General features: G+C 64.4%; 27 protein-coding genes and 2 pseudogenes. 10 read left to right on the top strand and 19 right to left on the bottom strand.

Going from position 1 to position 25,286, the window contains the following annotated elements; translation table 11 throughout:
- The 6 genes from sucB to NA10_RS27025 form a co-directional block, all read left to right on the top strand.
- Positions 1-1,010: 2-oxoglutarate dehydrogenase, E2 component, dihydrolipoamide succinyltransferase (gene sucB / locus NA10_RS27050; protein ID WP_067572865.1), on the top strand; the 1,010-nt coding region annotated here is incomplete at its 5' end.
- Positions 1,011-1,018: 8 nt separating this feature from the next.
- Positions 1,019-1,918 (top strand): TIGR01777 family oxidoreductase, encoded by a 900-nt coding sequence (locus NA10_RS27045; RefSeq protein ID WP_067572864.1) that lies wholly within the window; start codon positions 1,019-1,021, stop codon positions 1,916-1,918.
- Between the two features lie 193 nt (positions 1,919-2,111).
- Positions 2,112-2,624: a GNAT family N-acetyltransferase gene (locus NA10_RS27040; RefSeq protein ID WP_067572878.1), complete on the top strand. Its 513-nt coding sequence runs from the start codon at positions 2,112-2,114 to the stop codon at positions 2,622-2,624.
- Positions 2,621-3,379, top strand: a complete 759-nt coding sequence (gene lipB, locus NA10_RS27035) for a lipoyl(octanoyl) transferase LipB (RefSeq protein WP_067572863.1) — start codon at positions 2,621-2,623, stop codon at positions 3,377-3,379. The genes NA10_RS27040 and lipB overlap by 4 nt, the downstream gene beginning before the upstream one ends.
- Positions 3,380-3,401: 22 nt before the next feature.
- On the top strand, positions 3,402-4,481 hold the full coding sequence (lipA, locus tag NA10_RS27030) for a lipoyl synthase (RefSeq protein ID WP_174562557.1): 1,080 nt from the start codon (positions 3,402-3,404) through the stop codon (positions 4,479-4,481).
- Between the two features lie 232 nt (positions 4,482-4,713).
- Entirely contained in the window at positions 4,714-6,909 is a 2,196-nt protein-coding gene (locus NA10_RS27025; RefSeq protein ID WP_067572862.1) for an elongation factor G-like protein EF-G2, read from the top strand.
- A 7-nt stretch (positions 6,910-6,916) separates the two neighbouring features.
- Here NA10_RS27025 and NA10_RS39625 read toward each other — a convergent pair whose 3' ends face one another.
- Positions 6,917-7,042 (bottom strand): excalibur calcium-binding domain-containing protein, encoded by a 126-nt coding sequence (locus NA10_RS39625; protein ID WP_084515284.1) that lies wholly within the window; start codon positions 7,040-7,042, stop codon positions 6,917-6,919.
- A gap of 116 nt (positions 7,043-7,158) precedes the next feature.
- On the opposite strand from NA10_RS39625, the gene NA10_RS27020 reads away from it, so the two are divergent.
- The gene (locus NA10_RS27020) at positions 7,159-7,905 is read left to right on the top strand and encodes a DUF4191 domain-containing protein (protein ID WP_084515283.1); all 747 of its coding nucleotides are present in this window, start codon (positions 7,159-7,161) and stop codon (positions 7,903-7,905) included.
- Positions 7,906-7,975: 70 nt separating this feature from the next.
- On the opposite strand, the gene NA10_RS27015 is transcribed toward NA10_RS27020, so the two are convergent.
- The 17 genes and pseudogenes from NA10_RS27015 to NA10_RS26955 form a co-directional block, all read right to left on the bottom strand.
- Positions 7,976-8,275, bottom strand: a complete 300-nt coding sequence (locus NA10_RS27015; RefSeq protein ID WP_067572874.1) for a DUF6510 family protein — start codon at positions 8,273-8,275, stop codon at positions 7,976-7,978.
- A gap of 2 nt (positions 8,276-8,277) precedes the next feature.
- Positions 8,278-9,051, bottom strand: coding sequence for a ferredoxin reductase (locus NA10_RS27010; protein ID WP_067572860.1), 774 nt, complete (start codon positions 9,049-9,051; stop codon positions 8,278-8,280).
- Between the two features lies 1 nt (position 9,052).
- Complete coding sequence (locus tag NA10_RS27005; protein ID WP_067572859.1) at positions 9,053-9,652, bottom strand: sulfite oxidase-like oxidoreductase; 600 nt, start codon at positions 9,650-9,652, stop codon at positions 9,053-9,055.
- Between the two features lie 124 nt (positions 9,653-9,776).
- Entirely contained in the window at positions 9,777-10,676 is a 900-nt protein-coding gene (locus NA10_RS27000; RefSeq protein WP_067572858.1) for an alpha/beta hydrolase, read from the bottom strand.
- 278 nt (positions 10,677-10,954) lie between these two features.
- Positions 10,955-11,488: an RDD family protein gene (locus tag NA10_RS26995; protein WP_067572856.1), complete on the bottom strand. Its 534-nt coding sequence runs from the start codon at positions 11,486-11,488 to the stop codon at positions 10,955-10,957.
- A 45-nt stretch (positions 11,489-11,533) separates the two neighbouring features.
- Complete coding sequence (locus tag NA10_RS37115; RefSeq protein ID WP_067572854.1) at positions 11,534-11,746, bottom strand: hypothetical protein; 213 nt, start codon at positions 11,744-11,746, stop codon at positions 11,534-11,536.
- Between the two features lie 656 nt (positions 11,747-12,402).
- Positions 12,403-13,266: a hypothetical protein gene (locus NA10_RS26985; protein ID WP_157556763.1), complete on the bottom strand. Its 864-nt coding sequence runs from the start codon at positions 13,264-13,266 to the stop codon at positions 12,403-12,405.
- Between the two features lie 868 nt (positions 13,267-14,134).
- Positions 14,135-14,584, bottom strand: coding sequence for a hypothetical protein (locus tag NA10_RS26980; RefSeq protein ID WP_067572850.1), 450 nt, complete (start codon positions 14,582-14,584; stop codon positions 14,135-14,137).
- Entirely contained in the window at positions 14,585-15,070 is a 486-nt protein-coding gene (locus NA10_RS26975; protein WP_157556762.1) for a DUF6572 domain-containing protein, read from the bottom strand. It abuts the gene before it with no gap.
- 150 nt (positions 15,071-15,220) lie between these two features.
- Positions 15,221-15,976 carry a hypothetical protein gene (locus tag NA10_RS37110; RefSeq protein WP_157556761.1) on the bottom strand — a complete coding sequence of 252 codons (756 nt, stop codon included), beginning with the start codon at positions 15,974-15,976 and terminating at the stop codon, positions 15,221-15,223.
- A gap of 458 nt (positions 15,977-16,434) precedes the next feature.
- A complete protein-coding gene (locus tag NA10_RS37105; RefSeq protein WP_157556760.1) occupies positions 16,435-16,710 on the bottom strand; it encodes a hypothetical protein in 276 nt (91 codons plus the stop codon).
- A gap of 65 nt (positions 16,711-16,775) precedes the next feature.
- Positions 16,776-17,279, bottom strand: a complete 504-nt coding sequence (locus NA10_RS37100) for a hypothetical protein (protein WP_157556759.1) — start codon at positions 17,277-17,279, stop codon at positions 16,776-16,778.
- Positions 17,280-17,346: 67 nt separating this feature from the next.
- A pseudogene (locus tag NA10_RS26970) lies at positions 17,347-18,200 on the bottom strand (ISL3 family transposase); the annotation flags it as partial.
- Between the two features lie 116 nt (positions 18,201-18,316).
- A complete protein-coding gene (locus NA10_RS26965) occupies positions 18,317-19,222 on the bottom strand; it encodes an IS5 family transposase (RefSeq protein ID WP_067572844.1) in 906 nt (301 codons plus the stop codon).
- 267 nt (positions 19,223-19,489) lie between these two features.
- Entirely contained in the window at positions 19,490-20,170 is a 681-nt protein-coding gene (locus tag NA10_RS38915; protein ID WP_157556758.1) for an IS3 family transposase, read from the bottom strand.
- A 47-nt stretch (positions 20,171-20,217) separates the two neighbouring features.
- Positions 20,218-20,439: pseudogene (locus NA10_RS38910) on the bottom strand (transposase); the annotation flags it as partial.
- A gap of 148 nt (positions 20,440-20,587) precedes the next feature.
- Positions 20,588-20,776 carry an IS3 family transposase gene (locus NA10_RS26955; RefSeq protein ID WP_157556757.1) on the bottom strand — a complete coding sequence of 63 codons (189 nt, stop codon included), beginning with the start codon at positions 20,774-20,776 and terminating at the stop codon, positions 20,588-20,590.
- 617 nt (positions 20,777-21,393) lie between these two features.
- On the opposite strand from NA10_RS26955, the gene glnA reads away from it, so the two are divergent.
- The 3 genes from glnA (at position 21,394) to NA10_RS26940 (ending at position 24,416) form a co-directional block, all read left to right on the top strand.
- The gene (gene glnA, locus NA10_RS26950) at positions 21,394-22,830 is read left to right on the top strand and encodes a type I glutamate--ammonia ligase (protein ID WP_067572840.1); all 1,437 of its coding nucleotides are present in this window, start codon (positions 21,394-21,396) and stop codon (positions 22,828-22,830) included.
- Positions 22,831-22,930: 100 nt separating this feature from the next.
- Entirely contained in the window at positions 22,931-23,332 is a 402-nt protein-coding gene (locus NA10_RS26945; protein ID WP_067572838.1) for a hypothetical protein, read from the top strand.
- Positions 23,333-23,507: 175 nt separating this feature from the next.
- Positions 23,508-24,416 (top strand): tyrosine-protein phosphatase, encoded by a 909-nt coding sequence (locus NA10_RS26940; RefSeq protein ID WP_067572836.1) that lies wholly within the window; start codon positions 23,508-23,510, stop codon positions 24,414-24,416.
- 62 nt (positions 24,417-24,478) lie between these two features.
- Here the strand turns inward: NA10_RS26940 and NA10_RS26935 are convergent, their stop codons facing one another.
- Positions 24,479-25,279, bottom strand: coding sequence for an FAD-dependent oxidoreductase (locus NA10_RS26935; protein ID WP_067572834.1), 801 nt, complete (start codon positions 25,277-25,279; stop codon positions 24,479-24,481).
- Between the last annotated feature and the right edge of the window lie 7 nt (positions 25,280-25,286).

Here is a 25,286-nt window from a genome sequence, read left to right as displayed (position 1 = left end):
CTCCGGCCCCGAAGCCCGCTCCGGTTCCGGCCGCGGCCACCCCGGCCGATGAGGTCTCTTCCAACGGCGGCGGCCCCTACGTGACCCCGCTGGTCCGTAAGCTCGCCACCGAAAACGGCGTCGACCTCGCCACCGTCACCGGTTCCGGTGTCGGCGGGCGTATCCGCAAGCAGGATGTGCTCGCCGCCGCGGAGGCCAAGAAGGCTCCGGCTCCCGCCGCTGCGGCCTCGGCCGCCGCCGCTCCGGCCGCGCCCGCCGCCTCGGCCGCGCCGCAGCCGAACCTGGCGCACCTGCCCGGCACGGTCCAGAAGGCCAGCCGCATCCGGCAGATCACCGCGACCAAGACCCGGGAGTCGCTGCAAACCACCGCGCAGCTCACCCAGGTGCACGAGGTCGACCTCACCAAGGTCGTCGCACTGCGGGCCAAGGCCAAGGAAGCGTTCAAGGCTCGTGAGGGCGTGAACATCACCTTCCTGCCGTTCTTCGCCAAGGCGGCCATCGAGGCGCTCGGGGTGCACCCGAACATCAACGCCTCCTACAACGAGGACACCAAGGAGATCACCTACCACTCGGTGGTCAACCTGGGTATCGCCGTGGACACCGAGCAGGGCCTGCTCTCCCCGGTCATCCACAATGCCAACGACCTGTCGCTGGCGGGCCTGGCTCGCGCCATCGCCGATATCGCCAACCGGGCGCGCAACGGCGGCCTCAAGCCGGACGAGCTCGCGGGCGGTACCTTCACCATCACCAATATCGGCTCGCAGGGCGCGCTGTTCGACACCCCGATCCTGGTCCCGCCGCAGTCGGCGATGCTGGGCACCGGTGCGATCGTCAAGCGCCCCATGGTGATCAGCGACAGCGGCAGCGAATTCATCGGCATCCGCTCGATGGCCTACCTGCCGCTGACCTACGATCATCGGCTCATCGACGGCGCCGACGCGGGCCGCTTCCTCACCACCATCCGGCACCGGCTGGAAGAGGCGGCCTTCGAGGGCGACCTCGGCCTGTAAGGCACGGTATGAAGGTCGTGGTCGCCGGATCCTCCGGTCTGATCGGGACGGCCCTCGTCGCGGCTCTGCGCCGCGACGGGCACGAGGTGACTCGTCTGGTGCGCCGTCCCACCCGGGCACGCGATGAATTCCGCTGGGATCCAACGCGTGCCGACCTCGACGACCGTACGCTGCGGGATGCCGACGCCGTGGTGAATCTCTGCGGCGCCGGTATCGGCAGCAGGCGCTGGAACGGCAGCTATAAGCAGGAGTTGCGGGACAGCCGGATCGTCTCCACCGATGTACTGGCCTCCGCCGCCGCGGCCGAAGGCGTGCCGACACTCGTGAACGCGAGCGGTGTGCACTATTACGGTGGCGGCAGCGGCGACCGCGTCGTGACCGAAAGCTCCCCTGCCGGAACGGGATTCCTGGCCGGACTGTGCCGAGACTGGGAAGCCGCGACCACACCCGCCGTCGATGCGGGCGTGCGCACGATTCTGCTGCGCAGCGCGGTGGTGCTGGCCAAACAGGGCGGCATGCTCGGAATGCTCTATCCCCTTTACTCTTTGGGCCTCGGCGGCAGGCTCGGCAGCGGCCGCCAGTACACGCCGTGGATCTCCCTGGACGACGAGGTCGGCGCGATCGTCTTCGCCCTCACCCACGAAACCCTTTCCGGCCCGGTCAATATGGTCGGCCCGGCACCGGTCACCAACGCGGAGTTCACCCGCGCCATCGGCCGCGCCCTACACCGCCCCACGCCGTTGATGGTTCCCGCCTTCGTGCTGCGCGCCGCCGTCGGCGAATTCGCGGACGAGGGAATCCTGCACGGCCCCAGGGCAATCCCCACCGCCCTGGAAGAGGCGGGCTACCCCTTCCGGCACCACACCATCGGCGCGGCCCTGTCCGCGACGATAGGCAGCAACAACTAATCCCCCACCCGAGGCCGGGCGCACCCATGTAATCACGCAGGCACTCACTCGGGCGATGCCGGCACCATTACATTGACGTCGAACATGGACGTCGAACATGGACGTCGAACATGGACGTCGAAATTCGCCCGGCTGTGACGGGCGCGATACAGATCACAGTGTGCCCGCGGATAGCGTGTTGCGGGTGACTGAACTGCTGGTGCGGGATGCGCGCGAGAGCGATCTGCCGGAGATCCTGGCGATCCACAACAACGCCATCGCCGAGACGACCGCCATCTGGGATACCGAACCCGCGGATCTGGCCGAGCGGCAGGCCTGGTTCGCGACTCGTATCGCGGCCGGGTATCCGGTGCTCGTGGCCGAGATCGACGGCGCGGTCGCCGGGTACGCCAGCTACGGGCAGTTCCGGCCGAAGTCGGGTTATCGCTTCTCCGTGGAGAATTCGGTGTACGTGGCCGATCGATTCCAGCGCCGCGGTGTGGCCCGCACCCTCATGACCGAACTGCTCGAGCGCGCCCGCAAGGGCGAGGTGCACGCCATGATCGCGGCCATCGAGACGTCCAATACCGTCTCCATCGCCATGCACGAGAAATTCGGCTTCACGATCGTCGGCCAGCTGCCCGAAGTGGGGCAGAAGTTCGGCCGCTGGCTGGATCTGACGCTGATGCAGATCACCTTCGACGATGGCGTAGCGTCGCAGAGGTGAGCGACAGCAAGACGGTCACCGCCCCTGCACACCGTGGGGCATCGGCCCGGTTCGACAGCACACCCCTGCTGGTGCAGAACCTCGGCCTCATCGACTATCAGCAGGCGTGGGATCTGCAGCGCGGCATTGCCGCCGAGCGCGCCGAGGGTATCGGCCAGGATCGGCTGCTACTGCTCGAACATCCCTTCGTCTTCACCGCGGGACGCCGCACCGAGGCCGCGGATCTGCCCATGGACGGCAGTCCGGTGGTGGAGGTCGATCGCGGCGGGAAGATCACCTGGCACGGTCCCGGGCAATTGGTCGGCTATCCGATCGTGCGGCTCGCCGAACCGGTCGATGTGGTCAAGTATGTGCGACGGCTCGAGGAAGCCCTCATCAGCGTGTGCGCCGGGCTCGGCCTGGAAACCGGCCGGGTGGAAGGGCGTTCGGGCGTGTGGCTGCCCGCCTCGGACTTCCTGCCCGAGCGCAAGGTCGCGGCGATCGGCGTGCGGGTGCAGCGCGGGGTGACCCTGCACGGTGTCTCACTGAACTGCAATTCCACGCTCGACGGCTTCAATGCCATCGTGCCGTGCGGTATCCGCGATGCCGGTGTCACCACGCTGACCCGGGAACTCGGGCGCGAGGTCACCGTCGACGAGGTGAGCCCGCTGGTCGCCGACGCCATCGCGCGTGCTCTCGACGGCGATCTGCCCGTGACCGAACACCATCTGCCCGGGACCGCCGCCACCCCACCGGTGGCCGTCAAGTCCGAATGATCACGAGCGTAGGGTGAATTGAGTGACCTCCGTCGATACCCCGACATCGAACACCCCCGAACCCGCCGCACCCCGGCCGGGTTCGAGCACCGCCTCCGCACCCGCCGGACGCAAACTGCTCCGCATCGAGGCGCGTAACGCCGAGACGCCGATCGAGCGCAAACCGAAGTGGATTCGCACCAAGGCCACCATGGGCCCGGAGTACACCGAACTCCAGGGATTGGTGAAACGCGAAGGGCTGCACACGGTCTGCCAGGAAGCCGGGTGTCCCAACATCTTCGAATGCTGGGAAGACCGCGAGGCCACCTTCCTCATCGGCGGTGAACAGTGCACGCGGCGCTGCGACTTCTGCCAGATCGATACCGGCAAACCCGCGGCACTCGATCGTGACGAGCCGCGCCGGGTCGCCGAATCGGTGCAGGCCATGGGGCTGCGGTACTCGACCATCACGGGTGTGGCCCGCGATGATCTGGAAGACGGCGGCGCGTGGCTGTACGCGGAGACCGTGCGCGCGATCAAGGCGCTGAACCCGAATACCGGCGTCGAACTGCTCATCCCGGATTTCAATGCCGTGCCCGAGCAACTCGAAGAGGTCTTCTCCTCGCGTCCGGAGGTGCTCGCGCACAATCTGGAAACCGTGCCGCGCATCTTCAAGCGGATTCGCCCCGCCTTCCGGTACGAACGCTCGCTCGCGGTGATCACCGCGGCGCGCGAGGCCGGACTGGTCACCAAGTCGAATCTGATTCTGGGTATGGGCGAGACGCCCGAGGAAGTCACCCGGGCTATGCGGGATCTGCACGACGCGGGCTGCGACATTCTCACCATCACCCAGTACCTGCGGCCGTCGCCGCGGCATCATCCGGTCGATCGGTGGGTGAAGCCGGAGGAGTTCGTCGAGCACTCCGACGCCGCCACCGCGATGGGATTCGCCGGGGTCATGGCCGGACCGCTGGTGCGCTCCTCGTACCGCGCGGGGCGGCTCTACGCGCAGGCCATGAAGCATCACGGGCGCGAAATCGCCCCGGAGATGGAGCATCTCGCCCAGGAGGGCACCGCCACGCAGGAGGCGACGAGCGTGCTCGCGCGCTTCGGCTCGCACTGAAACCGTGGATACCGGCGGACAAGCGCCGGGATGACGGGTGGCGCGACCGCGCCGCGGGGCGAAGCGCAGTATCGACCGGCCGGAATTCATTCGTGATTTCCGGCCGTTTCGTCTGTGCGGATGTACGGCGTGTGAATGGCATCGGAACGCCATCTCGGCGGATTCGTGGACGGAATCACCCCGCCGGTGGGAAGCTCGAAGTACCGCATGAATCGACCCCGGAGCGAGCCTTATGGTCGAGCGAAGTACAGCGTCGGCAGGCGCGAATGGCAAGGTGGTCACGGCCGAACGGCCGGATGACATACGCAATGTGGTGCTGGTGGGCCACAGCGGGTCCGGAAAGACCACGCTGGTCGAGGCCCTCGCGGTCGCCACGGGCGCGGTGCCCCGGGCCGGGCGCGTCGAGGACGGCACCTGCGTCTCGGATTACGACGATATCGAGCAGCGACAACATCGTTCGGTGCAACTGTCGGTGGTGCCGATGGGCTGGGCGGGGACCAAGATCAACCTACTCGACACCCCCGGCTACCAGGATTTCGTCGGGGAGCTCAGGGCCGGTCTGCGCGCGGCGGACGCGGCCCTTTTCGTGCTCTCGGCCGCCGCGGGCGTCGAAGGCGTGAGCGGGACGACGCCGGCGCTGTGGGAGGAGTGCGCGAGCGTCGGCATGCCGCGCGCCATCGTGCTCACCCATTTGGATACCGCGCGCGCCGATTTCGAGGATATGACGCAGACGTGCCGGGAAATACTCGGCGGCGGGCGCGTGGAAAGCATGCTGCCGCTGCATCTTCCGGTGTACGGGGCCAAATCCGCGGACGGCCATCGACCGGTGACCGGGTTGATCGATCTGCTCACCCAGCGCGTGTACGACTATTCGGCGGGTGAGCACACCGAAATGCCCGCCTCCGACGAGCAATTGGAGTTGATGGAGCAGGCGCGGAATCGGCTCATCGAGGGAATCATCGCCGAATCCGAGGACGAGACGCTGATGGAGCGGTATATCGGCGGCGAGGAAATCGACCTCGGAACGCTGGTGCGGGATCTCGAAAAAGCCGTCGCGCGTGGGAGTTTCCATCCGGTGCTGATCGCCGCGCCGCCGCCGGAGGGCGCGCGGGAAGGATTGGGGACCACGGAGATCCTGGAATTGATCACGCGCGGATTCCCCACGCCCGCAGAGCATCCCGTCACCGCCGTGAGCGGCGGGAAGTCCGCGCCCCAGGTGTGCGATCCGAAAGCGCCCTTGGCCGCCGAGGTGATCCGCACCGCCTCCGATCCGTATGTGGGCCGAATCTCCCTGGTACGAATCTTCTCCGGGACCCTGAGCGCCGACGACACCGTGCACGTGTGGGGCCATCGCGCCGGTGACGAGGCCGCCGATCACGATGCCGACGAGCGCATCGGCGCGGTGTCGCTGCCCTTCGGTAAACAGCAGCGCCCGCTCGGCCAGGCCATTGCCGGTGACATCGTGTGCGTCACCAAACTCTCCCGCGCCGAAACCGGGGATACGCTGTCGGCCAAGGATTCTCCGCTGCTCATCGAAGCCTGGTCGATGCCGGATCCGCTGCTGCCGGTCGCGGTGCACGCGCACAGCAAGGCCGATGAGGACAAACTCTCGGTCGGCCTGTCCCGCCTGGTCGCCGAGGATCCGACCGTGCGCCTGGAACACAATCCGGACACCCGTCAACTGGTGCTGTGGTGCTTGGGCGAGGCGCACCGGGATGTGGCGCTGGAACGCCTGCGGTCGCGCTTCGGCGTCCAGGTCGACGTCATCGACCACAAGGTCGCGCTGCGAGAAACCTTCGCCGGCACCGCCTCCGGGCGCGGCCGCCATGTCAAACAATCCGGTGGCCACGGCCAGTTCGCCATCTGCGAGATCGAAGTCGCTCCGCTGCCCGGCGGATCCGGAATCGAATTCGTGGACAAGGTCGTCGGCGGCGTGGTCCCCCGGCAATTCATCCCCTCGGTGGAGAAGGGCGTCCGCGCCCAAGCCGCCCGGGGCGTCACCGCCGGGTATCCCCTCGTCGATGTCCGGGTGACCCTCTTCGACGGCAAGGCGCACTCGGTCGACTCCTCCGACGCCGCCTTCCAGACGGCGGGCGCCCTGGCGCTGCGCGAAGCCGCCGCCGCCGCCAAACTCGATCTGCTGGAACCCATTGCCGAAGTCCGGGTGGTGGTGGCCGACGAATACGTGGGCCCCGTCCTCGGCGACCTCTCCGGCCGCCGCGGCCGCGTCCTGGGCACCGAACCGGTCACCCTGGGCCGCACCGAAATCCGCGCCGAGGTCCCCGAGCTGGAACTGGCCCGCTACGCGATAGACCTGCGCTCGCTGGCCCACGGCGGGGCCACCTTCACCCGCGCCTACGCCCGCCACGAACCCATGCCCACCCAGGTGGCCGTCACCGTCCGGGACAGGGCCGAGCCGACCGTGTGACGGGCGACTACTCGCAGGCGATGCCTTCGTCGTCGCGGTCCAGGGCGGCGCGGTAGCCGGGCTGCGGTTTCCAGGCAAACAGTCCCAGCCCGCTTTGCCGAATTCGAGGTAGGCCGGTCCATAATCGGGACATGAGTCGCCGCCCGGGGCGTGGAATGACGCCGCCCCGCTCTGAGACTCACGTCACACGGAATCGTCCGAATGGTCCCGTCGCGGACCGGGCGGTACCGGGCAACTATCCTGGTGGGCATGGCAGCAGGTAAGGGCGGTAATACTCCGTCGAAGGAAGCGAAGGCCGCGGCTAAGGCGGCGCGCAAGCAGGCGTCGAAGGAGCGCCGCCAGCAACTCTGGCAGGCGTTCCAGATGCAGCGCAAGGAAGACAAGCTGCTGCTGCCGCTGATGATCGGCGCGTTCGTCGGCGTGACGGTGCTGTTCCTGGTGGTCGGGCTGATCTTCGGACTGCAGTGGTTCCTGCTGCCGATCGGTCTGCTGCTGGGCGCGCTGGCCGCGTTCATCCTCTTCGGGCGGCGGGTACAGAAGAACGTGTACGCCAAGGCCGAGGGTCAGGCCGGGGCGGCGGCATGGGTGCTGGACAACCTCCAGGGCAAGTGGCGGGTCACCCCGGGAGTCGCGGCCACCACCCAGCTCGATGCCGTGCACCGCGTGATCGGTCTGCCGGGTGTGGTGCTGGTGGCGGAGGGCTCGCCGCAGCGCGTGAAATCACTTCTGGCGCAGGAGAAGAAGAAGGTCTCCCGGCTCGTCGGCGATACCCCGATCTATGACGTCGTAATCGGCAACGAGGGCGATCAGGTGCCGCTCAAGGAGTTGCAGCGCTATCTCACCAAGCTGCCGCGCAATATCGACGCCAAGCGTATGGACCTCATCGAAGGTCGTCTCGCGGCGCTCGCGACCCGCGGCGGTCCGGCGCTCCCCAAGGGTCCGCTGCCCGCCGGAGCGAAAATGAAAGGCGTACAGCGCAGCATCCGCCGCCGCTGATTCCCGCACTCCCCGAGGCCCGCGTCCACACCGGACGCGGGCCTCGCACATATCCTCACTCCTCGACTCCTCACTCCTCGACGGGGAGGCAGAGGGCCGCGCCTTCGCCGAGATCGAGCCAGCGGCCGGTGGGGGTGGTGGTGATACGCAGGACCACGGCGGTGCAGTGCGGGCAGCGGACCACCGCGCCCGGGCAGTTCAGGTAGACCAGGGCGCGGGCCAGGGGTTCGACGACTCCGCAGCCGCCGCAACGGCATCCGCGGGCGGTGAGGTCGGAGGTGAAGATCTCCGAGAGGATGCCCGCTATCGCATTGCCGTCGACGAAGGACTGCTCGGCGGCTCCGGTCGCGTAGGTGTACGGGATGGACATGGTCATCCTCCTGTCGGGCCGAAACGTTCGGTCCGGATCGAGCCCGGGTCGTGACCGGCGGAAACCAGTGCGGCGGCGGCGAATTCGACGAAGGGGGTCGGGCCGCAGACGTAGCAGGTGACATCGGGTGCGGGCGGCAGCGCATGTTTCGCGATCTCCTCCGCGGTGAGTCGCCCGGGCGGCCGCGCACCGGATGGCGCGCCGCGGCTGAAGGCGAGGAACACCTCGACATCGTCTCCGGGCATGACGAACTCGGTGGGCGCGACCGGTGATCCGCCGGTCGCTGTCGGCTCGGTGCCGGGCGGGGCGAGTTCATCGCGGTAGTAGAGGTCCGCCGGACTCCGGAGGGCGTAGATGAGACGGAAAGAGTTGGCGGACCGTGCTTTTCGGCGGGCACGCAGGATTGCCGCGAGCGGCACGATGCCGGATCCGCCCGCGATGAGGACCGCCGCGCCGCCGCTGTCCGGATTCCAGGCGAACCAGCCGCCTATCGGGCCGCGGACCTCGATTCGCGCACCGATCGGGAAGACGTCGACCAGGTACCCGGAGACCTCGCCGTCGGGGACCCGTTGAATGGTGAGTTCTATCCGGTCGGCGGCGGCCGGGGCGGCGAGGGAATAGCTGCGTTCGGCGTGGTAGCCGTCGGGGGCGGTGAGGCGGACGTCGACGTGCTGGCCGGGGAGGTGGCCGGGCCAGCCGGGGATGCGCAGGGTGAGGGTGCGGGCGGAGGGCGTCTCGAAGTGGGCGGCGATGAGTTCCGCCGGCTGCCAGCGCATTTCAGTCGTCCTGATAGCGCTGTTCGCGCCAGGGGTCGCCGAGATTGTGGTATCCGGCGGTCTCCCAGAATCCGGGTTCGTCGTAGTCGAGTAGGCGAATTCCCTTGACCCACTTGGCGGATTTCCAGAAGTACAGGTGCGGGACGAGAAGCCGTGCGGGCCCGCCGTGTTCGGGATGCAGGTCCTGGCCGTCGAAGGTGTGCACGATCCACGCCTTACCGTCCAGCAGATCTTCCAGGGGCAGATTGGTGGTGTAACCGCCGTAACTGGAGACGGCCGCGAATTCGGCTTGGGTTTCCACGTTTTCCAGGAGTGTGTCCAGGGAGACGCCCTGCCAGGTGGTGTCGAGTTTGGACCACCGTGTCACGCAATGAATGTCGACATGCGGTTTGGTCTGCGTCATGGACATGAATTGCGGCCAGCTCCAGCCGTATTGGCGGCCGGTCTCATTGGTGATGATGAATTGCCAGCGATTCAGGTCGACCCGCGGGGTCGGGCCCGCCGACAAGACCGGGAAGTCCTCGGTCAGATACTGGCCGGGTGGCAGGCGATCGGCCTGCGGGCGGGGGCGGCCCTGAAATCCTGGCGAGAAGGTGCTCATGTGATCCCTCCGGCGGTTCGGCAGGCGTCACTGCGCTGGCGCTTCGAGACACGTTACGCCGCACCACACCGGAAACCCGGCGTTTCGGACGTGTGATCGCCGCCCGCCCGGGTCCGGTGGCCGATCAGCGCGCGTGCGAGCCCAGGAACCGCACCACATCGGGGGTCACGGTGCGCCAGTAGTCGTCATTGTGCGCCCCCGGGGTCACCAGGGCGACCTCGAGTCGCGCCCGGCTCATGAACTGGCGGCAGCCGTCGATGAAGCGGTCCCGATCGCCCACCCAGACCCCGATCGGGGCCGGGCCGAGCTTGGCGATGTTCTGCAGCGGATCCAGCGCGGCCCACTCCTGGACACTGGCGAAGGCGTTGCGCTTGCTCATCTCGTTCCAGGAGGTGATGAGCCCGGGCGACAGCGTGGCGGTCGCGTGGACCGGCCGCCCGCGTTCGGCGCGGCGGCGACCGTACACCAGTGCGCCGAATCCGCCCATGGACGTGCCGGTGCAGGCGAACGGTTCGGGCGCGAGCCCGCGCGCGGCCAGCCAGCCCGGGGCCTCGTCCAGCAGCATGGTCATCGGATCGTCACCGGAGAAGTGCTGATGCCAGTAGTTGTCGCCACCGTCGATGGCCATGAAACCGAAGGCGGGCACCAGCCGGGCGGCGACCGCGGCCGCGAGCACCCCGCCGATTCCGCCGATGGCGGCGCTGCGCGCGGTCCCGTGCAATCCGTGCAGCAGCAGGGACATCGGCAGGTCCTGGGTCGGCACGCCCGGCGGCAGGATGGTGATCACGTCCACCTCCCGGCCGCGGGCCGCGGAGTAGACGCGGTCGGTGCGGACGATCGGTTCGATGCCGAGTACCGCGCGCGAGCCGTCGCCCACGGCACGTTGCAGGCTGTCGCCGTCGGGCGCGGCATTGACGGCCGCGCTCACGGCTGCTCCGGCGGCCGCCAGGCCCAGCAGACCCGTGGTCGCCAAGAGCGACCGTCGGCTGAGACTCCGCGCGGCAGCCCGGTAGCCCTGACCCATCTATCCTCCATCAGCACATCAACAGCTATCCGCCGGTTCGCAAGCTCGCAGCATGCGCCCCGGCGGATCGCCTGCGACCCTACCGATCGAAGGCAACACGCGGTGAACAAAGGGCTACATCTGCGAGGACTCTTATCCGACAAAGCAATGATGGACCTGGATATATGAGGTAACCGTGAGGATTCGGATCCGGGTGAATCAAATGGAGGCGCGGATCACAAGCGCGCGAGCCGACCCGCGGAGTCGGGAATCAGCACTGGAAAGCCTCGGGCAACCTTTCAGCGCGCGTACGTGAGCGCGGTCCCGGTGGCACGGTCGTGCATTCCGCGCCCGTCCCCGTCGGTGAAGAGCGCGGGCACCACGAACACCAGGATGGCCTGCCGGGCCAGCGCCCGAATGAAACCGACCGGCCCGTCGATATCGATTCGGCTCACCCGCAAGCGCAGGAAGTACTGCCCGGGAGTGAACCCGAACAGCGTCACGGTCGCGATCCCGAGCACGAACCACACCCCGAGATTCGGCGTCGCCAGCGAATTGATGATCACCTCGAAATGCGAGGGCGGCTGCTTTCCGGGATTCGCCGCGACGAACTTGGCGATGAGCGCATTCGCATCGGGCCGCACGATGATCGCGGTCAGCCCCAGCGAGATGAACCAATCCAGGATCAGCGCCGGAATCCGCCGGGTCATCGGGGCCAGCGCTCCCACCCCGCTCTTCGGCAGTCCCAGTTCCTTGCCCTGATACTCACCGGGCGAGTTGTCCCCGGAATCAGCGTTCGGTCCGGACAACCACGAGCCGGTGATGCGTGCCATGCCCCCACCTTATTCGCCGTCCGGCCCGCACCCCGCGCACCCCTACTACACGGTCCCGTAAAAGGTGCGCACCGACCGAATCGGTGCGAAGCTTGCCTCGCATGCCGACAGGCCGCAGGTCAGCACACCAAGCTCGGACCCCGCCACCGCGGCAAGATCGTCACCGTCGTCGAGGACACCTACCTGCGGATTCTGCATGGCGATGAGGAGATCGCGGTCAAACCCAGACAGAATCAGAAACCGATCACCCGTTTCCACGTCACCAGCGCAGGCACCGGCCCCGACGAGACGTCAAGCATCTCCTGATTACGCGTCAAGCGTCTCACGATGCCAAATCGTCAACGATGTCCTGAGCCCTCACATTGACAGTGTCCAGAGCCGAACCCAGCCGGGATTCGCGTCAGGGATTTGAGCCGCTCCCCGGGAAGCGTCCGGTGATTATCACCCGATCGTGACGAGCAGGCCCATCCTCGCCGATCGGCCTCCCGCAGGATGTCCGCCCAATCCTCGAGCAGGGTCACGCATTCGCCGAATTCGTGGAGGTCGCTGTCGGATTCGATGATTTGTGGGGTGAACGCGGATCGGAGCTCCTCCAGCCGCAGCGCGCAGTCTTGCCAGCGGTGTACGGGCTCGGTGACGCGACCGAAGCTTCCTCCTCGGAGACGTCAGCGCCGTAGCGGGAGGACCAACTCATCGCGTCGCGCTAGGGGTGCGTTTCGAGCAACTCCACGAATGGCGCGGCGGAAAGAATTTCGAAGGTGAGGTATACATTGGCGGCAGGTTCGCCACCGCAGGACGATTCAGTTCCCGCCGCGACTGTTCGCACCATCCAGCCTGCCTGAGGCCGGGCCCTGGCTCGGTCGGCCGCCAGCGACATCGATGCGGGCTGTTTCGAAGAGACGTGCCGCTACATGTCAGGTGATCCGCACGTATGTACTGCTCGTCGCGTTGATCGTGGCCTGTGAGGATCCCGCGAACATGTTTCCGTCACTGATCTCAACCGTGAACCGGTCACCCACTGCGACCGCGACCGCAGCGCTGACGATCGCGGGATTAGCCGTCGTGCCAGTACCGATGACCGTGCCATTCTGCTTGAGACGCACGGCAATCGAACTCCCGAATGTGCCTGCGGTCCACGCAATGCTGGCAGCGACCGTAGCTGAGGCCTTACTCCCCTGATTCACCAGAGCGCTGTTGGTATCTACCGTCGATCCGGGATAAGTCGCCGTGTCCGCAACCCAGTTGGTCACTTGCACCCAGCTGTTCTGAGTATTGGGTCCTGTCCCGGCCCCGCTCTTGTTCATGCCGGAAGCCCTGAATCCGAGCGTCACAGTAGCCGATAAGGTTCCGACACTTGATGATTGAGCCACTACCGGCACCCCTGGGTAGGTGATGATGCCGGCTACGGTGACGGTTGAATAGAACGCCGCCGCTGCCCCGGAACTGGGCACGATCTCGGCCGACAGTTCACCTCCGCCGACGGAAACCGCATTCGTTGTCGCGGCGCGACCCTCGCCTCCGAACGCTGCCGAAACGATCACCTTCGCCGAGGGACCAGCCACAACTCGCGCAGTCGCCGACCCGCTGCCACCGAATCCAGCGGTGTTGGGCTGCCGCGAAGCCACCGCGACCCCCAAGAGACCGACCGCGGTGCCCGTCCCCAATACAGTGGACGAAGGAACGACTGACGCGAGCAGCGCCCCACTGCCGGCGACACCCGCGAGCACGAACGGCGGGATGACCGGGATGCTCGCACCCGGGATGACATTCATCGGCACCGACGGCATCCTCATCCGACTGCTCGGGACTGCCGGAATCATTGGTGCCATAAATTGCGGAGCGGGCATCGCCGCGATGATCATCTTGCAGGGCGCATTCACAGCGTCGTCCTCCAAACTAGTTGTTATCGAATATATGTTGAGGCGATCGCGCTCCAATACGACGCCGAGCTGTAAGTTCCGAGGCAACACACCGACATTCGAGGGAGAGTCCCAGTCGTCGATCCTACAAAGAAGCTGGGGTGGGAAGGTGCCGCCATGAGTGGGTTTTCGGAAGACCTTTGGGGATAACATGTTCCGGCAAAGGGTCGACCTCCGGTGCCGCTTCGCGAAGAGCTTCGTCCGTCTCAACAAGCAGTTCGTAATCCTGGTGGCTGAAGAGCTCCACTGCTCCCGGGAAATCACCTGTGAGGAGTTGAATCGCCGTACGACGGAGGCATGCATCTTCCCATCGATCTGCTCGTGAGTGCAACGCCGCTTCAAAAGAGTCATCGATATAGCGATGAAGGCTCCGCCTATTAGCATAGAAATACTAAAACGCGCGCTCGATTGGTAGGCAAAACGCAGGCTCGCTAGCCTGATTCTCCTAGCTCAGCCGCCGCCGTTGACAATGCCCGCGCATGAGCATAGTCAGGAAAGCGTTCCACCAAAGCGGCATCGAATGATGAAGCCCGTTCGAACGAATCCCGGATATTGAACTTCTCAAGCCTCAGGTACCATCGCATGAGCGTCTCCGCATCCGCCATTCGGCCGTTTGCGACGCACAGAGCCACGACTCTCCGGAACCGTTGCGGATTGATATTATTCACTGTATTCCGGTTAGGAGTCTTGGCAATATTGATCAATTTACCGATCGAATCGCGCCCGGTTAACCACTCGGACGCTGGTTTGAAACGATGCGCACAAACCACTCGACCACACCGCCCACCCCTTCTTGATCCGACACATGCCGCGCCAATATGGACGAACGCGGATCAGAAAGCCTAGGAAACTCCTCCAAATCGACAAAACCGAAGCGAAGGGACTCCTCGGACTCGTTGCGAAGCCAGGCTGCCGGCGGCATCGAAACGAGCACTTCGTTAGCCGCCTCGGACTGGATCGCCACATACCCCGCCACACCGATACCGCCGTACCGATGCTTCTCGAACCCCAACGCGACCGCCGCAGTCGCGCCCTGCAGCCCTCCTTTGGAATCAGTAAACCACACGCCCCAATCGGGATTTAGTGGATCTGACGCTACGAAACCGTTGGCCGCCAAGGCTTCAGTCAGTCCCACCTCGACAAGCTCGACCAACTTGACGTTCTCACTTGCACTCACTTACATCCACCTCTTCGGAGCAGCAATTTTGCCCATCTGTCCAACAAGAACTACCCACAACAGCGCCGAATCCCAATTCCAATCCGCTCCGATGAGCCCGATAACCTCGTCCACTAGTGCGCGTTCGATTACCTCGCCATCAATATCTTCGTACGCCAACGACTCCCAAGACACACGGATTCCGTCAGAGCTGAGCTCGCAATTAGTCAGATCAATCATCTCCTGCACTAATTCAGGCGGATAATATTCACTGAATAGAACTAGATCGATAGCGGAATACGCTCTAATGCCCGCCGCATAGGCCAAATCCTGCACATATCCCGATTTCACAGCTCGAACATATGAGTTGATTTTCCGCCGAAAGTCTTCGCTAAGCAGAACCAGGTCGTCGTCGCGATATGACCGCTCTTCCACCATCACCAAGACCAGCCGACCATCGGGTGCGACAGCAACCTGGTCGATGCGATCATGTTCGGATACCGTCACTTTGAACCCTCTACTGTATCGTGACGCAAATCCTGCTCTAGTGGCCCTGGATTCGCTACCGACAGCCGGTGCAGCGGTGTTCACGATCTGGACGCGAGCGCATGACTTCCATCATTTGTTTATATCGACATTACGAGCAACGGCGGGCTCTCAGTCCACGATCCCTGAACTCGAATTCCCCAACTGATTCGTTTCGCCCCGAACTTGAGCATATCCGGGGAATCGATCTACCAATGCCGCATCGAAGGCCGTAGCACGGGCCAAAGAATCTCGCGGATTGAACGATTCCCGGTTCAAATACCACTCCATTAGCGCGGAAGCATCTTCGAAACGATCGTGGATCAAGCACAACATAACAGTGCTACGCAGAAGACCCGGCTTTACATTCTCGCCCAGTACTCCTCGATGTACAGTTCGCGCAATGCTTACAAGCTTATCGACCGAATCGCGATTATAGAACCATTTTGATAATGGACCGGAAACAATCTTCATAAACTTCCCAACCCCTGAACCGACGCCTTCAGCATCGGGAATTGGAAATACCAATGCGATGTTTTCAGGTCTTACAAGTGACCCAAATGCAACCATGTCAACATAGCTAATGAATGACTTATCGTCAACATTATCTTCCAGCTGAGCCTCTCCAGGAATATATCGACCGAGTTCGCCAACTAGATTCGAGACAATGCTCGCATTTCCTTTTATTCGAACTCCACCGCCACGCGATTCGGCGAGAGATGCAGATACACAGAAGGTCAATGCGGGCACCTCACTGAGTGTTCTAACGAACTGTAGCATGTATGGCATTTCGGTCGACTCTTGTCGCCGAAACCCAAGCAGCTTCATCTCCTCGGTAATCGATTTTACGATGAGATCCATCAACCGCACAATCTTATTCTCCCGCATTTGAGGATCCTTCCTACGATTCCAGATAGACAAAAATTCAGCCTACGGACTGAAAGGTCAAGGCCATCCTACGAGGTCGTCCACGAGGCGCTGCTGGATCATATGAAGCTAGCTCCGTAGGTCCAGACATGAGGCACCTCGGCGTTCACTCCACTGCTCGCACTGGTATCGGACTGCCGGATGTTGAACGTTATGGATTGATCTCGTCCAGCCGTTGAAACATCTGCACGACTAATCTCATAGATCGGAACGACCGTTGCCGGAATTGACGATCCATGACCAATCGAGCTACTCACCCATGAGTGGGTCAGTTGGTTCAACAACTCCCAGCTGATGCACCGGCTCGGTCGCCGACCACCGATCGAGTACGAAGCCGACTACTATTCGACCTGCTCCGAGCAACCGGCTGGAGACAGATAACCGGGTGTGCACGAAGGCGGCACGAAAGCCGGGGCGATTCAGGCCAAGAGAATTATCCGAAGTGGAGAGGTCCACCATCGAACGTCGTCCTTGACGGCTCCTTCGGTGCCACCCATTGAGAGGTTCGAGTCCGCGCCTTCGTTCAAGACTATCGCCATGACAAGGCGGGGATCGATACCGGCGGCCTCGCCGTAGACGACAGAGAGGTTTGCCCAGTTTCGGACCGTCGGGTCGATTTCGTCCTGACGGTTTCCGACCTTTTTCCAATCGAAACGTGGTGTGGGACTGTTCCAGGTAGCGGAATAGTCAGTCATACTGCAGCCTTTCCAAATCGCCGATGGCGCATTCCCGAAGCTGCAGATGCCAGGTCTTCCGCCAATCAGCCCTTACCGCAGGTGACTTGAAGCAGGAAGACGCCGATAGATCCGTCCCGCATTCCTGCAAGCTGGGAGCTTGTCAAACGATCTTCGTAGTATGGATTTTCGATTTCTTTGTCTATGGAGACATGGCACCCATTAGTGGCGTCGCCGTATGCGACCCACTTTGCGACCAACGGCTTCTCGCCGAGCAATAATGACGGTGAGGCCGGACCATCAGGCGTGGTTGGCGCGGGTCCAAGCGTCAGACCTGGTGCGGAGACAACCCCGCGGATCTCATCTGTCGGCGGTCCGACGAAGAGCGCCTCCGCCCACGGGCCGGCTCCACTACTGCCGTTTTGCTGTGCCACTTTGACAAAACCGGCTACGGTCACCTGATTCAGATAGCTCTTTGCATCGTTGCGCGGTACGACCCACGCAATGATGACCGCAGCCGTTGCCACGACTACGATTGCCCAAGCCATGACCTTGATGGCTCTTCGGCTTGGCATACGCCGCCAGCTCAATCTCTACTCCTCATACCCCTTGCCCACCTGATATGGGTCAACCTTGGCCGACTGATATGGGTCAACCTTGGCCGAGCAGAGCGTGAATGTCGTGCCAGCGCTGCAAAGTTGTTGTCTCTCGGGTCAATTGCTGGCGTTTGGGTCCGGCCTCGGCCCAGCAGGCGCTGTGGGCGACGACCGCCTTTTCAACCACCCGGCCCAGGCTGTTCCACAGATGCCAGCGATCGGATGCCTGCATCACGCCGGGCAAGGCGCGGCGGGCGCCTTCGGCATAGGCGGTGGAGCCGTCGCGGACGATGATCTCGACACCGGGCTGCTCGCAGAGCCAGGCGCGTAGGGAATCGGACTTGCGGTCGGGTAGCACGTCGATGCGTCGATCAGTGGCGGCGTCGATCAGGACGCTGGCGTAGTGCTGGCCGCGGCGCAAGGTGAAGTCGTCGACGCCCAACGCTTTCGGCGTCGACCATCGCGGCAGCGGGATCCGCATCAGAATCCGGATCGCGGTGTGACGCGACAATCGAACCGGCAGCGCCGTGAGCAGTCGGATGCTGGCGCGGCCGGCCAGCTCCCGCACCACCGACCGGACCGCAACGGTCAGGCGCGCGGTTCGACGCTGATAGCGCTCCAAAACACCGGGCACCGCTCGCGGAAAGTGTTGCGGCAGCCCAGTGTGGGCACACCGGCCGACGCGCTAGCACTTGCACCACCACAGCCCGACCATCCAACGGCACATCGGCCACGATCCGCTGGGTGATACCCGTGCACCCGCCCGGACCGAACCCCACAACCGGGACAAGCCGCCGAACCACCCGGCGCCCGCGCCCGCACCCGAATCTGGGCGCCCTCATCGACGACATCCACCACCACCAGCGGATCCAACCCCGAAAACACCACGGCAGCAGACACATTCACCTCACTCACCGCAACATCGTGCCGTCAGAGCCACTCCGCCACCACCGGAAGTGAGCCAGAGCCGTTATCCTGGACAGTCCTAGGTTCTGTGTCGAAGTCGGTGAGGGTGGGCCGTAGGCCCGCCCTCACCCGTGCCGGAGCCATTGGTTGATCGCGGCGATGTGGATGGTGGCCTGGAAGCGGACGGCGAGTTTGTCGTACCTGGTGGCCACGGCACGGTGTTGTTTGAGCTGGTTGATACCGCGTTCAACCACGTTCCGGTCGCGGTAGAGGACCGGGTCGAACGCCGACAGTCGACCACCGGCACGGCCGCGATTGCGCCGGTGCGCGACCTGGTCGGCCGGGACTGGAATTGTCGCCTTGATCCCGCGCCGACGTAGCCAGTCCCGGTTGCCACGACTGGAATACCCCTTGTCCGCCAACACTCGATCCGGTCGTACCCGTGCTCGTCCACCGGTGAGCTTGTTGACCTCGATCTCGTCGAGCACGGTGGTGAACTGAGGGCTGTCACCGGCCTGGCCAGCGGTGATCAGCATGGCCAGCACCCGGCAGTCCTGCTCGCAGGCCAGATGCAGCTTCGTGGTCCAACCACCCCGCGAGCGGGCCAAACCATGATCAGCGGGTTCGGGCCGACCCTCACCCCCCGGCGGTTCGGCCTGAGAACCACCATCGCGGCGAGCACCGGCAGCGTGGGGATGAGCCCGCATGACCGTCGAGTCCACACTCACCTGCCACCCGAGGCGACCGGCCGCATCGGCGAAAGCCTGCAACAACTTCCAGATCACCAACCACACTCCACCGCGCTGCCAGCGCCGGAACAACCCGTACATCGCTGACCAGGATCGGTACTGCTGCGGCACATCCCGCCACGGGCAGCCAACCCGGGTCCGCCACCGGATTCCATCAATGAGCTGCCGTTTCGTCCATAAGGACGGACGCCCTGCCTTCTTGCCGCGAGGCAGCAACGGCTCCAACCGCGCCCACTGGGCATCGGTCAGATCCGCCCGCCCCGCCACCGCTACGCTGGTCACGAGGTCTCCGGTCGATCTCCGGTTTTTCTTGGTCGTTAAACCAACTACCGGAGACCTCACCCATCTACCAACGCAGACAACCGCTTTCGTGAACAGCTGAAAGTTCACACCGCAGCGCCGAGGCCAACCCTCACTTCACTTCGACACAGAACCTAGATCTCGAGGTATTCGACGATCGCGTTGGCCAGCTCGACGCGAGTGTTCCAGCGTCGCCGGTCCAGCAGCTCGACCTACATCCGGGACCAGAACGATTCCATCATCGCATTGTCATAGCAGTCGCCGACACTGCCCATCGACCGAACGAGCCCAGAGTCCTTGGCGCGCTTGGTGAATGCCCACGAGCCGAACTGCGTGCCCTGGTCGGAATGAATGATCGTTCCGATCCCGGGACAACGGGTGCCGATGGCCATCGCGAGCGCATTGGGTCACCAGCGCGGCGTGCGGGGTGGAGTCGATCGACCAACCGACCACCCGACGGGAATAGCCATCGAGCACCACCGCGTAGTAGACCTTGCCTTCCCTCGTGTGATGTTCCGTAATATCGTTGAGCCACTTGCGATTTGGTGCATCTGAGGTGAAGTCCCGGTTGACGTGGTCTGTGGCGATCTGGTCGGGTTTGGCGTGTTTCCATGCCGGCCGGCCGATCGCGCCGGCGATCCCAGCCCGCCGCATCAGCAGCTCGACCGCCCCGTGCCCGACGACGATGCCGCGGCCCAGCCACAGTTCGGCGTGTACTCGCCGACTGCCGTAGGCGCCGCGGGAACGATTATGAACCTCGGCGATCAGCGCGGTCAGCCAGGCATGACGAACCTGCCGCTGCGACGGCGGGCGTGAACGCCAGTCGTAGAAACCGGATTCCGAGACCCCGAGCACCCGGCAGGTGATCCGGATCGACAACCCTTCCTCAGCCATCGCCGCGATCGCGGCGTACTTGGCTTTTGAGCGCACCGCCCCCTCCACAACTCCGTCGCCCGCCGATGCACCGCCAGCTCCGCTTCCAGTTGCGCGATGCGTTGTTTCGCCGCCATCAGTTCGGCCTTCTCCGCGCTGGTCAGACCTGCTTCCAGGCCGCGGTCGATGCAGTCCTGGCGGCGCCAGGTGTAGATCGTCTGGTCGCTGAGGTCCAAATCCCGTGCAACGTCGGCGATCTCGCGGGCGGCCCCGACCAGATCGAGGACCTTACGCCGGAACTCCGGTGGATACCCACGCCGTCCCATGCCACTGCTCCTCATCAGGGTGACACAAGAACCCAATATCCCGACTCCGAAAAACCCGGGATAGACCAGCGAATTATCTGGTTCCGGCTGGAACTCGTTGATGGTGACCGGCTTCGAACTCGTCCGGCGATCGCCAGCCGAGCTTCTTCTAGATGCGTTGGCTGTTGTACCAGCCATCGATGTAAGCGAACAGCGCGTTCTCGCCCAGGTCGCGGCTGCGCCAGGTCGTGCGATAGACCAGCTCGGTTTTCGGCGTCGAGAAGAAGTTCTCCATCAGCGCGTTGTCATAGCTGCCCCCGACCGAGCCCATCGATTGAGCAATGTCGTTGTCGGCCAACCGATTAGCGAACTTGATCGCCGCATAGGTCGACCCCTGTCGCTAAGGTGGATCAGCTCACCATCGCGCACGTCACGGCTCCACGCCGCGTACTCCGTGAAGTGCTTCTGGATCAAGGCGTCACGGTCGTCGGTGCTCATAAACGGACCGCGGACCCAGGCGCCTACCATCGATACAAATGCTTTGTGCTCAGGATCACCCTCGCTATGGACGCCGACCCGGAGGCCGACATCCTCAGTTGATACCAAAGTATCGGTATGCGCTCAGGTGCGCTCATGCCGATCTCCAGTCTGGTTTGCTGAAGGAATGCCGGGCCTGAAAACCCATCGGCATGTCGAGAAATGGCGTGCCGCCTGGTGTTTCGTGTTCGAGTGGCGGAGTAGTCAGATTCGTAGTCAGATTGGCGGTAAGGTCCGACAACCCTCGGTAAGACCGTCGGCCTGCTCGGGTAATCTGACCTGGAACACGGGTAGCTACCGGTAACCGTCGGTAACACCTATCGTGTAACACTGGCGAAACACAGCCTTGATTGCGGGGAAACACCGCGTCCATACCGTCTGGTCGCGACGAACCCATGCAGTTGAACTGGCTGGGAACCGATCCGTAAGGAGTACTAAGTGGCGTTCAGCACGGCCGACGAGGTCATCAAGTTCCTCAAGGAGGAGGAGGTCGAATACGTCGACGTACGGTTCACCGACCTCCCCGGTGTGCAGCAGCACTTCTCGATCCCGGCGAAGGCTTTCACGGCCGACCTGGCCGAGGAAGGCCTCGCGTTCGACGGTTCGTCCGTGCGCGGCTTCCAGTCGATCGACGAGTCGGACATGCTGCTGCTGCCCGATTTCAGCACCGCTCGGCTGGACCCGTTCCGGGCCGCGAAGACGCTGAACCTCAACTTCTTCGTGCATGACCCGTTCACCCGCGAGGCGTACTCCCGCGACCCGCGCAATATCGCGCGCAAGGCCGAAGAGTACTTGCGTTCGACCGGTATCGCCGACACCTGCTACTTCGGTGCCGAGGCCGAGTTCTACATCTTCGACTCGATTCGCTACGACTCGGCGATGAACGGCGCCTTCTACGAGATCGACTCGATCTCGGGCTCCTGGAACACCGGCGCCGAGTACAACTCCGACGGCACCCCGAACCGTGGCTACAAGGTTCGCAACAAGGGTGGTTACTTCCCGGTCGCGCCGTACGACCACTACGTGGATCTGCGCGACAAGATCTCCACCAACCTGCAGAACGCGGGCTTCGAGCTCGAGCGCGGCCACCACGAGGTCGGCACCGCCGGTCAGGCCGAGATCAACTACCGCTTCAACACGCTGCTGGGCGCCGCTGACGACCTGCAGCTGTTCAAGTACATCGTGAAGAACACCGCGTGGCAGGAAGGCAAGACTGTCACCTTCATGCCGAAGCCCCTCTTCGGCGACAACGGCTCGGGCATGCACGCCCACCAGTCGCTGTGGAAGGACGGCAAGCCGCTGTTCCACGACGAGGCCGGTTACGCGGGCCTGTCGGATCTGGCGCGTCACTACATCGGCGGCATCCTGCACCACGCCCCGTCGCTGCTGGCGTTCACCAACCCGACCGTCAACTCGTACCACCGTTTGGTGCCGGGCTACGAGGCCCCCATCAACCTGGTGTACTCGCAGCGCAACCGCTCGGCTGCCGTGCGTATCCCGGTGACGGGCTCCAACCCCAAGGCCAAGCGCATCGAGTTCCGTGCGCCCGACTCCTCGGGTAACCCGTACCTGGCGTTCGCCGCCATGCTGATGGCCGGCATCGACGGCATCAAGCGCAAGATCGAGCCGCTCGCCCCGGTCGACAAGGACCTCTACGAGCTGCCGCCCGAGGAGGCCAAGAACATCCCGCAGGCCCCCACCTCGCTGGCGTCGGTCATCGACAAGCTCGAGGAAGACCACGACTACCTCACCGAGGGTGGCGTGTTCACCGAGGACCTGATCGAGACCTGGATCGATATCAAGCGCACCCAGGAGATCGCCCCGGTCAATCTGCGGCCGCACCCGTACGAGTTCGAGCTGTACTTCGACGTCTAAATCGTCTGAGTCGCACGCGTTCTCGTGGAGCCCCATCCGCCTCGGCGGATGGGGCTCCACCCGTTTCGGGGCCGGGAGATCGCGGCGGTAAATTGCCGGCATGAACGGCGACTACGAGGTGATCGCGGGGGAAGTGCGGGCACTGCACGGGGATCTGGCGCAGTGGCTGGGAACCACGGGGGCCGCGGCGGCCGGGGCGCGGTTCATCGGGCAGCAGCATGCCGAGTTCTCGATGGTCTCGTTAGACGGGGTGATTCTGGAGCGGGCGGTGCTGGCGGAGGGGTTACGGCGGGCCGGGAATTCCGCGCCGGGGCTGGTGATCGATGTGGTCGATATCGAGGTGCTGCATAGGTCGCCGGAGTGTGCGGTGGTGCGGTTCAAGGAGATTCATCGGGCGGGCGGTGCGGAACGGTCGCGGCTCACCACGGCGCTGTTGGTGGCCGATCCGGCGGCGCGCAATGGATTGCGGTGGCGTAGCGTGCACGAGACCGCTGCCAAGTGATATGTGACTGATCGAAATATGCTGGGGTAGAATAGGTTCGGGAATTCCGAGGCGTTATCAATTCGAATGGGATTGAGCCAGAGGCCGTCTCGGTGAGCGGGGCGTGAATCTCGTTGGGCGGGTGGGGTTCACCGAATCACCGGGGTGCTGGTAAGTCGGCTTTAGCGTCGCTCGGATGAATTTATTGAATGTTTCGCGAGTTCGACGTTCGCTGTTGTCCGCCGTTGTCGTGCCGGTTGCGGCGCTGGCGCTGACCGCCGGGATCGGGGCGGTGGCCGAGGCCGCGCCCGCGGCGGCCGGACCTACCAAGATCGATTTGCAGGGCGCCGTCAATGTCCGGGACCTGGGCGGGTACGGGACCTACGACGGGGCGAAGGTCAAGAGCGGGAAGGTTATTCGGGCCGATGCGCTCGGGAAGCTGACCGATGCCGATGTGCACAAGCTCGCCGGATTGAAGTTGCAGACCGTGGTGGATCTGCGGACCACTGCCGAGGTGCAGGGGCTGGGGGCCGATAAGCTGCCCGCAGGGGTACCCCTGGTGGCCAGGCCGATCGACGACACCGGCATGTTCGTGAAGATGTCCCAGGCGATTCAGTCTCGCGATCCGCAGCAACAGCAGGCGCTGCTGGGAGACGGCAAGGCCGAGCAGATCATGGGCGATGTGTATCGGAGCTTCTTCAGCGCCGACTCCCTGTCGAAATTCGGGCAGACGGTGCGAGATCTGGCCAATACCGGGAACGCCACCCTGTACCACTGCACGGCGGGCAAGGACCGTACCGGCTGGCTGTCCTATGTGACCCTGCGCGCGGTCGGCGTCCCGGAATCGGTGGCGCGGCAGGACTATCTGCTCTCCAACCAGTACCGGGCGGCGGCGGATGCGGCCACCCGGGCACAGCTGAAGCAGGCGGGCCTTATGCAGAATCCGGATCTGCTGATCCCGCTGCAGGAGGTCCGGGACGACTACCTCGATATCGCGGTCGATCAGGTGAACAGCCAGTTCGGTGACTTCGGGAAATTCCTCACCCAGGGTCTGGGACTCGATGCCGGAACCATGCTGAAGCTGCGCGAGAACCTCGTCGGCTGAGCACCCGCGGGTGCTGCCGGTGGCTCCGCACGCGGGGTGCGGAGCCACCGGGTCGCGACGGGTCAGGCGCGGGCGGCGTCCAGGGCGGCCAGGTAGCCGAAGACGTGTTCGACGCCCGCCGACTCGACGACGACCCCGGTGACCCGGCCGTCCGTCTCGAGCAGTTCGACGAGGGAAGTGTTCAGTCGCAGTGGGACATTCGCATCGCGCAGTCCGATGCGGAACATAGCGCTCAGCGCCTGCCCCCGGGCCAGCAGATGCCGGCGCAGCAGTTGACCCTTCGCCCAGCGCGCGCCGATTCGGAGCACCCGGAACGGGGCGCGTGGATTGCGCAGACCGAGGTGGAATTGGCGGAAGTCGGCCTGGGTGGCGACGAAGTTCTTCGGGGCGAGCGTGTAGTCGGGTTCCAGGGTGGCCAGCTCCGCGCCGAGCCGTTGTGCGTCGAACGGTTTCGGCTCGACCGAGCGGCCGTGCGCCCGCCCGCCCGGGGCCTCCGGGTAATAGTCGGAATAGCCGGGCACCCAGCGCAATTCGAGCGGTGCGTGCGCCATCATGAAGTCGAGCGCCTCCGCGCCGCGATCGATATAGGTGTCGATGCGCTCGGCGTCACCGTATTCGCCGGTAATGGACTTCAGATAGGTGCGGGCGGATTCGATATCGTCGGCGGGCGCCTGCCCGCGCAACACGGAGTTGCCGGGAATCCATACCCCGCCACCCGAGCGGGCGGTGGATCCGCCCCAGTGCGAAGCCTTCTCGACAATCAGCACGGAGAGCCCGTGGTGCGCCGCGGTGAGTGCGGCGGCCATACCCGCCGCACCCGAGCCGACGACCACCAGATCGAATATCTCACTGTTTTCGGACATGCGGGAA

Source organism: Nocardia acidivorans NBRC 108247 (genome assembly GCF_001625085.1).
In the GTDB taxonomy this organism is placed as follows: Bacteria; Actinomycetota; Actinomycetes; order Mycobacteriales; family Mycobacteriaceae; genus Nocardia; species Nocardia acidivorans.
Note: the sequence above shows the minus strand (reverse complement) of the source record. Positions and strands in the feature narration are given on the sequence as shown.

Excerpts from the sequence above, each read along its gene's own strand:
- NA10_RS27045 (WP_067572864.1), top strand. The coding sequence starts at position 1,019 with ATGAAGGTCGTGGTCGCCGGATCCTCCGGTCTGATCGGGACGGCCCTC.
- NA10_RS27025 (WP_067572862.1), top strand. The coding sequence starts at position 4,714 with ATGGTCGAGCGAAGTACAGCGTCGGCAGGCGCGAATGGCAAGGTGGTC.
- NA10_RS39625 (WP_084515284.1), bottom strand. The coding sequence starts at position 7,042 with ATGTCCCGATTATGGACCGGCCTACCTCGAATTCGGCAAAGCGGGCTG.
- NA10_RS27020 (WP_084515283.1), top strand. The coding sequence starts at position 7,159 with ATGGCAGCAGGTAAGGGCGGTAATACTCCGTCGAAGGAAGCGAAGGCC.
- NA10_RS27015 (WP_067572874.1), bottom strand. The coding sequence starts at position 8,275 with ATGTCCATCCCGTACACCTACGCGACCGGAGCCGCCGAGCAGTCCTTC.
- NA10_RS27010 (WP_067572860.1), bottom strand. The coding sequence starts at position 9,051 with ATGCGCTGGCAGCCGGCGGAACTCATCGCCGCCCACTTCGAGACGCCC.
- NA10_RS27005 (WP_067572859.1), bottom strand. The coding sequence starts at position 9,652 with ATGAGCACCTTCTCGCCAGGATTTCAGGGCCGCCCCCGCCCGCAGGCC.
- NA10_RS27000 (WP_067572858.1), bottom strand. The coding sequence starts at position 10,676 with ATGGGTCAGGGCTACCGGGCTGCCGCGCGGAGTCTCAGCCGACGGTCG.
- NA10_RS26995 (WP_067572856.1), bottom strand. The coding sequence starts at position 11,488 with ATGGCACGCATCACCGGCTCGTGGTTGTCCGGACCGAACGCTGATTCC.
- NA10_RS37110 (WP_157556761.1), bottom strand. The coding sequence starts at position 15,976 with ATGCGGGAGAATAAGATTGTGCGGTTGATGGATCTCATCGTAAAATCG.
- NA10_RS37105 (WP_157556760.1), bottom strand. The coding sequence starts at position 16,710 with ATGACTGACTATTCCGCTACCTGGAACAGTCCCACACCACGTTTCGAT.
- NA10_RS26945 (WP_067572838.1), top strand. The coding sequence starts at position 22,931 with ATGAACGGCGACTACGAGGTGATCGCGGGGGAAGTGCGGGCACTGCAC.
- NA10_RS26940 (WP_067572836.1), top strand. The coding sequence starts at position 23,508 with ATGAATTTATTGAATGTTTCGCGAGTTCGACGTTCGCTGTTGTCCGCC.
- NA10_RS26935 (WP_067572834.1), bottom strand. The coding sequence starts at position 25,279 with ATGTCCGAAAACAGTGAGATATTCGATCTGGTGGTCGTCGGCTCGGGT.